We start from the raw sequence: 13,693 nt of genomic DNA, 5'->3' as shown, positions 1-13,693 counted from the left end.
GCCTCTCCACAAACAAAAACGCCCGGCGCGGGGCCAGGCGTTCCTGCACTAACAAGGAGCGAAGACTTACGCCACCGTCGACGCCCGCAGCGCAGCAATGCGCTCTTCCAGCGGCGGATGGCTCATGAACAGCTTCTTCGCGGTCGAACCGGCAATACCGAATGCAGCGATCTGCGTCGGCAGCGTGCTCTGGCCGTGGTTCAACTGCAGGCGCTCCAGCGCGGCGATCATCTTCTGGCGGCCAGCCAGCGAGGCACCGCCTGCATCGGCGCGGAACTCGCGGTGGCGCGAGAACCACATCGCGATGATGGTGGCGAACAGGCCGAATACCATCTCCAGCACGAACACGATGATGAAGTAGGCGAAGCCACGGCCGCCGCCTTCGCGGTTGCCCGACAGCGCGCTGTCGATGATGCCGCCGACCACGCGGGCCAGCACGATCACGAAGGTGTTCAGCACACCCTGCAGCAGCGCCATGGTGATCATGTCACCGTTGGCGACGTGGGCGATCTCATGGCCCAGCACCGCTTCGGCCTCGTCCTCGCTCATGTTGTGCAGCAGGCCGGTGGACACCGCCACCAGCGCGTTGTTGCGGTTGGCGCCGGTGGCGAAGGCGTTGATCTCCGGGCCATCGTACACAGCGACTTCCGGCATGCCGATGCCGGCGGCCTTGGCCTGGCGCTCGACCGTGGCCAGCAGCCAGCGCTCGGTCTGGTTGCGCGGCTCGGTAATCACCACCGCACCGGTGGAGCGCTTGGCCATCCACTTGGACAGCAGCAGCGAGATAAGCGAGCCACCAAAACCAAAGATCGCGGCCATGACCAGCAGGCCACTCATCTGGTTCGAACTGACCCCCAGCAACGACATCACGATGCTGGCGAGGATCAGGACCGCGAAGTTGGTCGCCAGGAACAGGGCAATGCGGGTAAACATGGGAAAATCCGGCTCGGAAGGGGGCGATACCGGTCAATTTGCGGTGTGGTCAGCTTGAATTCAAGCGCCAACCTGACCGACGATTCAGCCAGCATGATCTCCCCCACTCCCTGCGGCCGCTTCGCGCCCTCGCCGACCGGCCTGCTTCACCCCGGATCCCTGCTCGCCGCCTTCGGCAGCTGGCTGCTTGCACGCCATCACGGTGGCCTGTGGCGGCTGCGCATCGAAGACGTCGACCCACCGCGCACTGTGCCCGGTGCCGCCGAGGCACAGCTGCAGGCGCTGGCGGCATTCGGCCTGGTCCACGATGGCCCGATCGTCTGGCAGAGCGCGCGCGGCGACGCCTACCAGGCCGTGCTGGACGTGCTGCTTGCCAGCGACCAGGCCTTCGTCTGCCACTGCAGCCGCAGCGACCTGACTGCCAGCGGCGGCATCCACCATCGTTGCGTCGCCCGGCAATCTCGACCGGACCCCGCCGTCCGCTTCCGCGTGCAACCGGGCAGCATCGTGCGCTTCACCGATGGCCTGCGTGGACCGCAGCAGCAGGACGTGCATGCCAAGGTCGGCGACTTCGTGCTGCGCCGTGCGGATGGCTGCTGGGCCTACCAGCTGGCAGTCGTGGTCGATGACGCCGCACAGGGCGTGACCGAGGTGGTGCGCGGCGCCGACCTGCTCGACTCTACCGCACGGCAGATCCTGCTGCAGCAGGCACTGTGCCTGCCAGTACCGCGCTACTGGCACCTGCCGCTGCTGCTGGATACGCCGGGCCACAAACTTTCCAAGTCGCTGGCCGCACTGCCGGTGGACAGTTCGCGCCCGCTGCCGGTGCTGCGCCAGCTTTGGCAGCTGCTCGGCCAGGCACCCGGGGCACTGGAACCTGCGCACGATCTGGACACGCTGCTGGCGGCCGCCCGGCAGGCCTTCGACCCGGCGCGGCTGCCACGTGCCGACATCCTGCTGCCACCCGGCGCACTTTCCGCGCCGATGTTGCAGAATCCCCCCTCCCCCACCTGATTTCCGGACAGCATCCCATGACATCTCGCGTCGCACTGGTCACCGGCGGAACCGGCGGCATCGGCACCGCCATCTGCCAGCGCCTGGCCGACCAGGGCCACCGGGTCGCCACCAATTACCGCGACGAGGGCAAAGCCCGCACCTGGCAGCAGGCGATGGCCGAACGCGGTTACAGCGTGTCGATCTTCCCGGGTGATGTCTCCGATCCGGACAGTGCCGAAGCACTGGTACGTGCAGTCGAGGCCGAACTGGGCCCGGTCGAGATCCTGGTCAACAATGCCGGCATCACCCGCGACACCACCTTCCATCGCATGCGCGCGGACCAGTGGCACGATGTGATCAACACCAACCTCAATTCGGTGTTCAACGTCACCCGCCCAGTCATCGAGGGCATGCGCCGGCGGGGCTGGGGCCGGGTCATCCAGATCAGCTCGATCAACGGCCTGAAGGGCCAGTACGGCCAGGCCAACTACGCGGCTGCCAAGGCCGGCATGCATGGCTTCACCATCTCGCTGGCCCGCGAGAACGCCGGCTTCGGCATTACCGTCAACACCATTTCGCCCGGCTACGTGGCCACCGACATGGTGATGGCGGTGCCGGAAGAAGTGCGCGCCAAGATCGTCGCCGACATTCCCACCGGGCGCCTCGGCAAGCCGGAGGAAATCGCTTACGGCGTGTCCTTCCTGGTCGCAGAGGAAGCCTCGTGGATCACCGGCAGCAACCTGGACATCAATGGCGGCCACCATATGGGTTGGTAAGCGGCGCTGGCGGCCGCAGCGGCGCACATCCGCAGCCCCTGCCAATGGTCATGCTGCGCAGCACGCAAACCCTTGTTGCGCAACATGATCCCCCGTGAAAGCCAAGCCTGGCGGGGGCTGAGGCGGTTGCAACGGCTGCTGCACTGCGCCATGCTGCGCATCTACTGTGACGAGTGACCGCTTCAATGGCTGCGACCCGCATCATCAAGAAGTATCCGAACCGCCGTCTCTACGACACCGAGATCTCCAGCTACATCACCATCGAGGACGTGCGCCAGCTGATCCTGGACGGTGAAGACTTCGAAGTCCGTGACGCCAAGAGCGGCGACGACCTCACCCGTTCGGTGCTGCTGCAGATCATCGCCGACCAGGAACAGGACGGCGAACCGATGCTGTCCACCCAGCTGCTGAGCCAGCTGATCCGCTTCTATGGCGACTCCCTGCAGGGCTTCATGGGCAATTACCTGGAGCGCAGCATGCAGGTCTTCCTGGACCAGCAGCAGCAGTTCCGCCAGCAGATGGGCAACCTGCTGGGGCAGACCCCGTGGGCGATGATGAACCAACTGACCGAGCGCAACCTGGAGCTGTGGCAGGAATTCCAGCGCAGCATGGGCACCGGTTTCGGTGGTCCGCGGCCGGGTGGCACAGGTACCGGCACCGGTACCGGCAACAAGCCCAACGAACCCGGCACCGGTACTGGCACCGGCGGCAAGACCCGCCGCTGAGCCGCTGTACCGTCGGATGCGAAAACGGCGCGCCCGATGGCGCGCCGTTTCGTTTTGTGCCCCCGGCGGAGCATCAACGTTTCGCCTTGCACCCCGTGCATACGCGTTCGACCTTGTAGCCCTTCGCCTTCAGCTTCTCGACCACGCCGTCACTGCCCAGCAGGTGCAGCGTACCGACCACCACCAGCGTGCCACCCTGCCCGGCCTGCAGGTACGGCAGCAGCTTCGGTACCCACGCATCGTTGCGCCCGGTGTTGATGCGCTGGTAAAGCTGCGGGTACTGCTGGCGCATTTCCGCGGCCATCTTCGTCCACAACACGCGCTCATCGCCGCGCCGCCATGCGTCGTGCAGCTGGCGTGCCTGCTCATCGCCCTTGCCCGCCTGGTCCAGCGCCTCGGACAGCATCTGCCGCTGCTCCTGCACGGTCATGCCGTCGAGCATGCCGATCTGGGTATCGATGTCTTCCAACCCAGCGGTCTTGCGGCCGGTCTTCTGCGCGCGCTCCATGAAATGACGGTCCAGGCCCAGCGCCGGGTCCAGGCCCATCTTCTGCATCTGCCCGACCGAAATGCTCAGGCCGACGAACCAGGGCTTCATGCCCTGCATCTGCGCCAGCGGAAGCTTGTTCCCGGATGCAAACGCCTGCAGCTTCTGCCAAGTGGCCGCGTCAAGATCGCGCTTGAGCTCGCTGCCATCGGTGCGCACTGCAGCCTGCACCATGCGACTGGCCAGCTGCGGCGACTGCATGTCCTCCGGCGACAGTTCGAACACGACCCGCTTCGAAGCCTCGAAGGCCTGCTCGACGTCGGGCGACAGCGGGTAGTCCTGCGGCTTCAACAGGTGGAATGATCCAAGCAGGTACACGCGTGAATCACCCGGGCCGGTCACCTTCCACAGCAGTGGCACCGGCGGCTTGGCTGCCGCCGTGGCAGCGGCGTCGGCGGCCGGTGCATTGCGCGCCGGTGCCAGCGGTGCGATTGCAAGCGCTGCCATCAGCAGCGTTGCACGGAACAGTTGCTTCAACGGCATCTCAGCCTTCTCCTTCAGACAGGTGGTAGGCCTTCTCGCCCGCTTCCATGCGCAGGTCCAGCCGGTTCTCCGGCGGCGCCAGCGGGCACGTGGCATAGGCGGTGAATGCGCACGGCGGGTTGTAGGCATGGTTGAAATCGATGCGTACCGTGCCGTCGGCAGAGGGTGCATCGGTATCCAGGTAGCGCCCGGCCGGATAACTGCCGCGGCCACTGGTGCGGTCGGCAAAGATCAGGAACAGCGGCTGCCCGGTGGCTCCGATCGCCTCCAGCCGCCATGTGCGGCCATCGCGTTCGAATTCGACCGCGCCCGCATTGGGCATCTCGGTGGTCAGGCCGGTGATGTCGACGATGGGCAGGGTCTTGCCCGCCGGATGCGGGATGAAGCGTGCCTGCACCTGCCAGTCCGGACCACCTGGCCAATACTCCAGCCCGGCGAAATCACGGCGCGCCTGCGCATCGGCATGTTTGACCCGCAGCGCATCGCGCGGCCCGCGCCGGATGATGCTGAGCTGGCCTTTGCCACCGTCGAAGGCCAGCAGCGTCGGCTGCGGATCCTTGTCGGTGTCGACGCGGATACGACCACGCACCGGTTGGCCGTCATGGCTGACGTCCACACCGTCTTCGGGCGTGAACCACCACTGGCCGCCCTCGCGACGCAGCAGGCCCAGCTTGTCCGGGCCGACCGTCAGGCGGATGCCATTGGTGGCACCACTGCCGACGAAGTGTGATTTGTTCTGCAGCCAGTGCAGGCCGACCAGGGCCGTCCAGCCATCGGGCCGGGTCAGGTCCTGGTAACGGGCCACCCGCCATTGCTGCTGCGCGGCCGCATAGGCCGGATCTTCAGCGACCTTCGGCGCCGGCGGTGTCGCCGGGCTGCACGCGGCCAACAGCAAGGCGGCCAGCAGGCCGCCCATTCCCCGATAACGCATCGATGCTCCCCTCAACGTCCGCGCAGGAACCAGCGGTCGATTTCCGCCAGCGAAAAACGGGCCCAGGTCGGCCGGCCGTGGTTGCACTGGCCGGACCGCTCGGTGATTTCCATGTCGCGCAGCAGCGCGTTCATTTCCGGCACGGTCAGGCGCCGGTTGGCACGCACCGCACCGTGGCAGGCCATGGTCGACAGCAGTTCGTCACGTGCGCTGGCCACGCGGCGGCTCTGGCCATGCTCGCGCAGGTCGGTCAGCACGTCGCGCAGCAGCCCTTCCGGTTCGGCATGCGCCAACAGCGCTGGAATGCTGCGCACATGCAGCGATCCGGGGCCGGCACGGGTCACCTCGAAACCGAGCGCCGCCAACGTCTCGGCTTCACTTTCGGCCGTGTCGGCCTCGCGCTCGCCCACTGCCAGCGTGATCGGCACCAGCAGCGGCTGCGACTGCAGGCCGATACCGTCGTGCGCGTTCTTCAGGCGCTCGTAGCCGATGCGCTCGTGCGCGGCATGCATGTCGACCACGATCAGGCCTTCTGCGTTCTCCGCCAGAATGTAGATGCCATGCAGCTGCGCGATCGCATAGCCCAGCGGCGGCACACCGGCATCGGCACTGGTGACCGGCAGTCCGTTCTCGGTGGGCATCGGCGGCAGCGCCGCCCCGCGTTCGGCACCGGCCGGCGTGGCATACAGCGCGGCGTAGGCCGCCGGCGCATCAGCCACCTGCAGCCCAAGGGGTTGCTGCGGGCGCCAGCCGGAAAAACCGCCACCACCGCCGCCTGAGCCGGCACCGGGCGCAGGCCCACGCACCAGCCCGAAACCCGACGCGCCTACGCTCGATGCCATCGCCGCAGCAGCGGCGTCCCCCGCAGGCACCGGACCGGCCCCGATCTCCTGCGCCGACATGCCGGCACGGGTGTCGGCCAGCGCATCCTTCAGCGTGCGGTAGACGAAGTCATGCACCAGCCGCGAATCACGGAAGCGCACTTCATGCTTGGCCGGGTGCACATTGACGTCGACCCGGGTCGGGTCGAGCTCAAGGAAAAGCACATAGGCCGGCTGGCGGCCGTGGTACAGCACATCGCCGTAGGCCATCTTCACCGCATGGGCGACGCTGCGGTCGCGCACCGAACGGCCGTTGACGTACAGGTACTGCTGGTCGGCACTCGCGCGTGAATAATGCGGCTGCGCGATCCAGCCATGCAGGCGCAGGCCCGCGCCACTGTGGTCCACGCGCACAGCCTGGTTGGCGAAGTCCTCGCCCAGCGTTTCGGCCAGCCGCGCATCGGAATACAGGTCGCCCGGCTTGTAGCGGCGCGAGGCCTTGCCGTTGTGCGACACGCGCAGCTCGACATCCGGTCGCGCCAGCGCCAGCGACCGCAGCCATTCTTCGATATGGCCCAGTTCGGTACGCTCGGCGCGCAGGAACTTGCGTCGCGCCGGTACGTTGTAGAACAGCTCGCGCACTTCCACCGTGGTGCCCGGCGCATGCGCGCGCGGTGTCACTTCGCCGATCTTGCCGCCTTCGATCTGCAGCGCCGATCCGTGTTCGTCATGCGCGCGACGCGAGGACAGGGTGAAGCGGCTGACCGAGGCAATCGAGGGCAGTGCTTCACCACGGAAACCGAGCGTGGCCACCGATTCGAGGTCGTCGAGGTCGGCGATCTTGCTGGTGGCATGGCGCGATACCGCCAGTGGCAGCTGTTCCGGTGCGATGCCACTGCCGTTGTCGCGGATGCGGATCAGGCGGACACCGCCCTCTTCCAGGTCGATGTCGACACGGCTGGCGCCGGCATCGATCGCGTTCTCGACCAGTTCCTTGACCACCGATGCTGGACGTTCGACCACTTCGCCGGCGGCGATCTGGTTGATCAGGATTTCCGGCAACGGCCGGATCGGACGCGGGCCGGGCGCGCTCATGGGAGAGGATGGGCAGCAGACTTCATGGGTCGATGATAGCGGAGCCACACGCCCGCCGGGCATGGCACGGCGCTACACGGCGCGCGGAACGGCTTACTTGCTGCCGCCGGCCATGGTCCCGGCGGCGTCGATCTCGGCCTGGGCACGGGCCGCGTACAGCGTCCCCGGCGGTGGCTGGCGGCTGAAGAAGGTGTGCACACCGTCAAGCACGGCACCGGCAATCTTGCGCTGGTAGGCCGGATCGATCAGGCGGCGCTCTTCGTCCGGGTTGGAGATGAACGCGGTTTCCACCAGCATGGCCGGCATGTCCGAGGTGCGCAGCACGGCGAAGTTGGCGCGTTCGATGTTCGGCTTGTGGTTGTTGCCGATCCGCTTCAGGCCGCCCAGCACGTGGCCGGCGGCGTCTTCGGAGGCCTTCATGTAACCGCTCTGGGCCAGGTCCAGCAACACGTTGGCGAGCGTGCCCTCGGTCTGCTGCAGGCGCACGCCACCCACCAGATCGGCCGCGTTTTCCTTGTCCGCCAGCCAGCGGGCGCGCTGCGAAGAAGCACCCTTGGTCGACAGCACATAGACCGACGAGCCAGTGGCCGAACGGTTTTCGGCCGCATCGGCGTGGATCGAAATGAAGATGTCGGCCTTGTTCGCACGCGCCTTCTGCGCACGCATCGGCAGCGGGATGAACACGTCGCTGTCGCGGGTCAGATAGGCCTTCAGGCCCGGCGTGGCGTTGACCTGGCGGGCAAGCTCACGGGCCACAGCGAGGGTGACATCCTTTTCGCGCTTGCCGGTCGGGCCGATCGCGCCCGGATCCTGGCCACCGTGACCGGGATCGATGGCGACCACCAGATGACGCATGCCGGCCTGCATGCGGATGCGCGAGGCATCACTGGGCATGGCCGGACGCGGCGGTTCCACCGACGTCGGTGCCGGTGCCGGTACGGTCGCCGGCGGCGTGGTCACCACGGCGGCGGTGCGCTGGCCGGCGAGGATCGCGGCCGGCGAGGAAGAAGGCGAGCTGCTGGCCACGGTACCGGCAGCCGCAACCTGGGCCGGTGCGGTGGACGGCGCCGGGGTCGGCGTGGCCGGTGCGGCGGCGGTGGCACTGGCCTGCTGCCGCACCTGCGCGGTCAGCAGCGCGGTCGCACGCGCGGCATCGGTACGCGACTGCGCGCTTTCGGCCGGGGTCGGCGCGGGCGTGGCCACCGGTGCCTGCGGCTGCACCGCCGGCGTCACTGCAGGACGGCTGGCGGCCACGGCCGGGCCATCGCCCGGCCATTCGATCACCAGCTTGGATTCATTGCCCTCGCGCTGCATCTGCGGGCGGAACGGCGCCACCGATTCAGCGAGGTCGAAAACAACACGGAAGGTCCCCGGCACCGGCTGTCCGGTACGCACCGCCGTAACCACGCCCTGCGCGGCCGGCATCTTCAGGTTGCGTATGGCACTGGAGTCCGGGAAATCGACCACCAGGCGGTTCGGTCCGGCCAGCGACAGGGTCTTGTAACCGCCACTACCGACCAGCGAAATCTCGGCACGGGTGCCGGTGGCGCCCGTATTCAGCAGAACCTGGCGGACCTCACCGGCCCACGCACTGACGCTCGCCAGACCCAGTCCGACGGCAGCACAGATGGCGATGAGACGGTTCCCCGGGCGCATGGCTCAGGATTCAATCACCGCGCTGAACGGAATGCAACACCTTTTTCCTTAATAATCCGTAACCTGCCGGTGTTTGTTCTCGTCAGCCGACAGAAATGGCCTGCAAGTCGCCCCCTTGAGGGAGCCGTTTCAGCCATTCATTCCCGACGTCGCTGGCCCCAGTGAGACGCACGCGGCGTCCCTGACCTTCGATTTCCAGCGCTACCACCAGATCGGTCGGTGGCAACGCGCCGGCGCCCCGCTCGGGCCATTCGACCAGCCACAACACCGCGCTGCCCTCATCCAGGCCAAGGAAATCCAGCTCGCCGGCCTGGCCGATGCGATACAGGTCCAGGTGCCAGGCCTCGCCGCCACTGGCCAGCGGATAGCGCTCGACCAGGGTATAGGTCGGGCTGCGGATGGCACCCTGCACACCCAGCGCGCGCAACAGTGCACGGGCGGTGGTGGACTTGCCGGCACCGAGGTCGCCGCGCAGTTCGATCAGCGCCTGCGGCGGTCGGGTCGCCGCCAGCCACTGCCCGAGCAGCTCGGTTGCGTCGCTGTCGGCAAGGAAGAAATCAGTCATGAAGAGCGTTCCGGGTTGGCCAGTCGCCGCAGCGGCACCAGCAGATCAGTGGGAAGCAGGCCGCGTGCGCCGTCGGCGGCCGCAGCGTCGCCAGCGAGCGCATGCAGCAGTGCACCAGCGGCGGCAGCGTCGAAGGCGGCCAGCCCCTGCGCGCGCAGGCTGGCAATGATGCCGGTGAGCAGGTCGCCCATGCCGCCCACGGCCATGCCGGGATTGCCTGCAGCGATCAGTCGGGGCGCCTGCCCTGGAGCCGTTACGATGCTGCCCGCGCCCTTCAGCACCACCACGGCGTGGAAGCGTTCGGCCAACGCCTGCGCACAGCGGTAGCGATCGGCCTGGATGTCGGCGGTACTGCACCCGAGCAGGCGCGCGGCCTCGCCCGGGTGTGGCGTAAGGATGGCGCCCGGTAGCGCGCGCGGATCCTGCGCCAGCAGATTCAGTGCATCGGCATCAACCACCAGCGGTTTGTCGCCAGCCAGCACCCGCGCAAACAGTGCGTGCGCCCATTCGTCCTGGCCCAGGCCGGGGCCGATCGCCACCACCCTGGCCTTGTCCAGCAGCGCCGGCAGCACATCGCCATCTTCAAGCGCATGGGTCATGGCCTCGGGCAGCCGAGCCAGCAACGGGCCGACGTGATCGCGCCGGGTGCCCAGGCTCAACAACCCCGCACCGGCACGCAGTGCCGCTTCGGCTGCCATTGCGATGGCCCCGCCGCTGCCATGGTTGCCGCCGACGCACAGCACGTGCCCGGATTCGCCCTTGTGGGTATTGGCGCGGCGTGGTGGCAGCAGTGCCGGCAAACGCGCCTGTGTCCAGTGCTCCGCGGCGGGCGATGCGCCCTGCCATGCAGCCGCTGGCAGCTGCAGCGGTGCCAGCGCCTTCTGCCCGCAATGATCCAGCGCATCCCCGGTATACAGGCCGCGATGCGCCACGATGAACTGCAGGGTCAGTGCGGCGTTCACCGCCACACCCGGCACCGCGCCGCGGTCGGCATCCACGCCACTGGGGACGTCCAGCGCCAGCACCGGTGCTGCCTGCGCATTGACGGCGGCGATCAGCGCCTGCGCCGCGCCTTCGGGCGCGCGGTCGAAGCCCAGCCCGAACAGGGCATCGACCCAGATATCCGCCTCGGGCAAGGCCCCATCGAATTCCATGACAATGCCGCCGTCGGACTTGAAATCCGATGCTGCACGCTGTGCCAGCACGGTTGAAGGTGGCTTGCCCGGCAAGGCGATCACCGTCACCGCGCGCCCCGCCTGCCGTGCATGGCGGGCCAGCACCAGGCCGTCGCCGCCGTTGTTGCCCGCTCCGACCACCACGCCGATCCGCCGCGCCTGCGGCCAGTGCTGCAGCAGGCACTGCCAGGCGGCCTGGCCGGCCTGCGCCATCAGGCCCCAGCCGCCATCGGCAGCCAGTGCCGAGGCCTGCGCATCAAGCGCACGCGCAGCGACGGAATCGAACAGATCGGCAAGGTTGGCCATGCAGGGATTTTATACTGGTGCACATGTCCCCCGCCCCCACCCCTGTCGATCCGGCCCAGGCCGTGCAGCGCATCCGCGAACTGGCGCGTGCGCATGGCTTCCAGCGCTGCGGTATCGCCGGCATCGAGCTGGGCGAGGATGAGGCGCACCTGGCCGACTGGCTGGGCCAGGGCCTGTACGGCACGATGGACTGGATGGCGCGCCACGGCACCCTGCGCGCGCGTCCCGCCGAGCTGCTGCCCGGCACGGTGCGGGTGATCTCGGTAGGCATGGACTACAGCCACAAGGACGACACCGAAGCCTGGGCCACCCTGGCCGATCCCGGCCGCGCCTACGTGGCGCGCTACGCGCTGGGCCGCGACTACCACAAGCTGATGCGCAACCGGCTGCAGAAGCTGGCCACGCAGATCAACGACGAAGTGGCGCCGCTGGGCTACCGCGTGTTCGTCGATTCGGCCCCTGTGCTGGAACGCGCACTGGCGCGCAACGCCGGGCTGGGCTGGATCGGCAAGCACACCTGCCTGATCGATCGCCACGGCGGTTCGTGGTTCTTCATCGGCGAGATCTACATCGACATCCCGCTGCCGATCGATACCCCGGCCACTGCGCACTGCGGCACCTGCACGCGTTGCATCGATGTCTGCCCGACCCAGGCCATCACTGGCCCGCAGCGTCTGGATGCGCGGCGCTGCATTTCCTACCTGACCATCGAGCACGACGGCGCCATCCCCGAAGACATGCGGCCATTGATGGGCAACCGCATCTACGGCTGCGACGACTGCCAGCTGGTCTGCCCCTGGAACAAGTTCGCCAAGCGCACCGACGAAGCCGACTTCCGCGCACGCAACAACCTCGACACTGCCCGCCTGGACCAGCTGTTCGCCTGGGACGAAGCCGAGTTCCTGCGCCGCACCGAAGGCAGCCCGATCCGCCGCAGCGGCCATGAGCGCTGGCTGCGCAACATCGCCGTAGCACTGGGCAATGCGCCGACCACGGCCGAAACGCTGGCCGCACTGCACACCCGTGCCGACCATCCCTCAACCCTGGTGCGCGAACACGTGCAGTGGGCGCTGGGCCAGCACGCACCGCGCTGACGTGCGATCCTGAGCACCCGTTCCACCTGCCGCACGCCGTTCCCATGCAGCCACGCAACAACGACATCCTCACCCCCAGCCAGCTCAACACCCTGGCCCGTGACCTGCTGGAAGGCAGCTTCCCGGCGATCTGGGTCGAGGCCGAGCTTGGCAGCGTGGCGCGCCCCGCCTCCGGGCATCTCTACTTCACGCTGAAGGACGCGCGCGCCCAGCTGCGGGCGGCGATGTTCCGGATGAAGGCGCAGTACCTGAAGTTCGTGCCGCGCGAGGGCATGCGCGTGCTGGTGCGCGGCAAGGTGACCCTGTACGACGCCCGTGGCGAGTACCAGATGGTGCTGGACCACATGGAGGAAGCCGGCGAAGGCGCACTGCGCCGCGCATTCGAAGAGCTGAAGGCACGGCTGGAGGCCGAGGGCCTGTTCGACCCGGCACGCAAGCGGTCGATGCCTGCACACGTGCAGCGCCTGGCGGTGATCACCTCGCCCACCGGTGCCGCCGTGCGTGACGTGCTGAGCGTGCTGGCCCGCCGCTTCCCGCTGCTGGAAGTGGACCTGCTGCCGACCCTGGTACAGGGCAGCACGGCCGCCGCGCAGATCACCCGCCTGCTGCAGGCCGCCGATGCCAGTGGCCGCTACGACGTGATCCTGCTGACCCGCGGTGGCGGCTCACTGGAAGACCTGTGGGCGTTCAACGATGAAGCGCTGGCCCGCGCGATTGCGGCCAGCCACACGCCGGTGGTGTCGGCGGTGGGCCACGAAACCGACTTCAGCCTGAGCGACTTCGCCGCCGACCTGCGCGCGCCGACACCGTCGGTGGCCGCCGAACTGCTGGTGCCGGACCAGCGCGAACTGGCACTGCGCCTGCGCCGTACGGCGGCACGCATGGTGCAGCTGCAGCGGCACGCGATGCAGCAGGCGATGCAGCGTGCCGACCGAGCACTGCTGCGCCTCAACGCGCAGAGCCCACAGGTGCGACTGGATCTGCTGCGTCGCCGTCAGCTGGACCTGGGCCGGCGCCTGCATGCCGCGTTCAACCAGCAGCAGGAACGCCGTGCCGCGCGCCTGCGTCATGCAGCGGCGGTGCTGCGCGGGCACCATCCGCAGCGCCAGCTCGACGCGATGCAGCGCCGCCTCGCCGCCCTGCGTGGGCGTCCACAGGCTGCAATGCAACGCCGGCTTGAACGCGATGCACTGCGCCTGCGCGGGCTGGCGCGTTCGCTGGAGGCAGTCAGCCCGCTGGCCACCGTGGCCCGCGGCTACAGCATCCTCATCCGCAGCGACGACGGCACGCTGGTGCGGAAGGTCGACCAGGTGCAGCCAGGCGATGCGCTGCAGGCGCGCGTCGGCGACGGCGTGATCGACGTGCAGGTCAAGTAAGGGGTGTTCGGCAGGGCTGCGCCCTGCACCTGCAGAGGCTTCAAGCCAAGGCAACGTCAACGTCAAAAGCGAGCATTCCGTGGGATGGCGGGGGGGGGGGGGGGGGGGGGGGGGGGGGGGGGGGGGGGGGGGGGGGGGGGGGGCGGGGCGCGGGGGGGGGGGGGGCCGCGGGGGGGGGGGGGCCGCCCCCCCCCGCTGTTCCGGCGTGCGTCGG

At 68.3% G+C, this 13,693-nt stretch carries 12 protein-coding genes; 5 read left to right on the top strand and 7 right to left on the bottom strand.

What is annotated here, in order from left to right; all coding sequences use genetic code 11:
* Positions 1-66 precede the first annotated feature (66 nt).
* Complete coding sequence (htpX, locus tag QRO91_RS18915; protein WP_197620781.1) at positions 67-933, bottom strand: protease HtpX; 867 nt, start codon at positions 931-933, stop codon at positions 67-69.
* A gap of 93 nt (positions 934-1,026) precedes the next feature.
* Between htpX and gluQRS the strand changes: the two genes are divergently transcribed.
* The 3 genes from gluQRS (at position 1,027) to phaR (ending at position 3,430) form a co-directional block, all read left to right on the top strand.
* Entirely contained in the window at positions 1,027-1,947 is a 921-nt protein-coding gene (gluQRS, locus tag QRO91_RS18910; RefSeq protein WP_197651183.1) for a tRNA glutamyl-Q(34) synthetase GluQRS, read from the top strand.
* A gap of 17 nt (positions 1,948-1,964) precedes the next feature.
* Positions 1,965-2,705, top strand: a complete 741-nt coding sequence (gene phbB, locus QRO91_RS18905) for an acetoacetyl-CoA reductase (RefSeq protein WP_049428595.1) — start codon at positions 1,965-1,967, stop codon at positions 2,703-2,705.
* Positions 2,706-2,890: 185 nt separating this feature from the next.
* Complete coding sequence (phaR, locus tag QRO91_RS18900) at positions 2,891-3,430, top strand: polyhydroxyalkanoate synthesis repressor PhaR (protein ID WP_049428593.1); 540 nt, start codon at positions 2,891-2,893, stop codon at positions 3,428-3,430.
* Between the two features lie 73 nt (positions 3,431-3,503).
* Here the strand turns inward: phaR and QRO91_RS18895 are convergent, their stop codons facing one another.
* From QRO91_RS18895 to QRO91_RS18870, 6 genes are all read right to left on the bottom strand, one after another.
* Positions 3,504-4,460, bottom strand: coding sequence for a TraB/GumN family protein (locus QRO91_RS18895; RefSeq protein ID WP_049428591.1), 957 nt, complete (start codon positions 4,458-4,460; stop codon positions 3,504-3,506).
* Position 4,461: 1 nt separating this feature from the next.
* Positions 4,462-5,391: a DUF1684 domain-containing protein gene (locus tag QRO91_RS18890; RefSeq protein WP_197651185.1), complete on the bottom strand. Its 930-nt coding sequence runs from the start codon at positions 5,389-5,391 to the stop codon at positions 4,462-4,464.
* An 11-nt stretch (positions 5,392-5,402) separates the two neighbouring features.
* Positions 5,403-7,307 (bottom strand): DNA mismatch repair endonuclease MutL, encoded by a 1,905-nt coding sequence (gene mutL, locus QRO91_RS18885; protein ID WP_197632405.1) that lies wholly within the window; start codon positions 7,305-7,307, stop codon positions 5,403-5,405.
* 93 nt (positions 7,308-7,400) lie between these two features.
* On the bottom strand, positions 7,401-8,963 hold the full coding sequence (locus QRO91_RS18880; protein ID WP_111112360.1) for an N-acetylmuramoyl-L-alanine amidase: 1,563 nt from the start codon (positions 8,961-8,963) through the stop codon (positions 7,401-7,403).
* 82 nt (positions 8,964-9,045) lie between these two features.
* Positions 9,046-9,528 (bottom strand): tRNA (adenosine(37)-N6)-threonylcarbamoyltransferase complex ATPase subunit type 1 TsaE, encoded by a 483-nt coding sequence (gene tsaE / locus QRO91_RS18875; RefSeq protein WP_099497572.1) that lies wholly within the window; start codon positions 9,526-9,528, stop codon positions 9,046-9,048.
* Entirely contained in the window at positions 9,525-11,009 is a 1,485-nt protein-coding gene (locus QRO91_RS18870; protein ID WP_197620776.1) for an NAD(P)H-hydrate dehydratase, read from the bottom strand. Before QRO91_RS18870 ends, tsaE begins: the two co-directional genes overlap by 4 nt.
* Before the next feature lie 23 nt (positions 11,010-11,032).
* On the opposite strand from QRO91_RS18870, the gene queG reads away from it, so the two are divergent.
* Complete coding sequence (queG, locus tag QRO91_RS18865; RefSeq protein WP_197620774.1) at positions 11,033-12,103, top strand: tRNA epoxyqueuosine(34) reductase QueG; 1,071 nt, start codon at positions 11,033-11,035, stop codon at positions 12,101-12,103.
* A 44-nt stretch (positions 12,104-12,147) separates the two neighbouring features.
* Positions 12,148-13,479: an exodeoxyribonuclease VII large subunit gene (gene xseA / locus QRO91_RS18860; RefSeq protein ID WP_197651188.1), complete on the top strand. Its 1,332-nt coding sequence runs from the start codon at positions 12,148-12,150 to the stop codon at positions 13,477-13,479.
* Positions 13,480-13,693: the final 214 nt, after the last annotated feature.

It is taken from the genome of Stenotrophomonas maltophilia group sp. Smal32 (assembly GCF_030237085.1).
GTDB classification, from domain to species: Bacteria; Pseudomonadota; Gammaproteobacteria; order Xanthomonadales; family Xanthomonadaceae; genus Stenotrophomonas; species Stenotrophomonas maltophilia_Q.
This window is presented reverse-complemented; position numbering and strand designations above follow the sequence as displayed.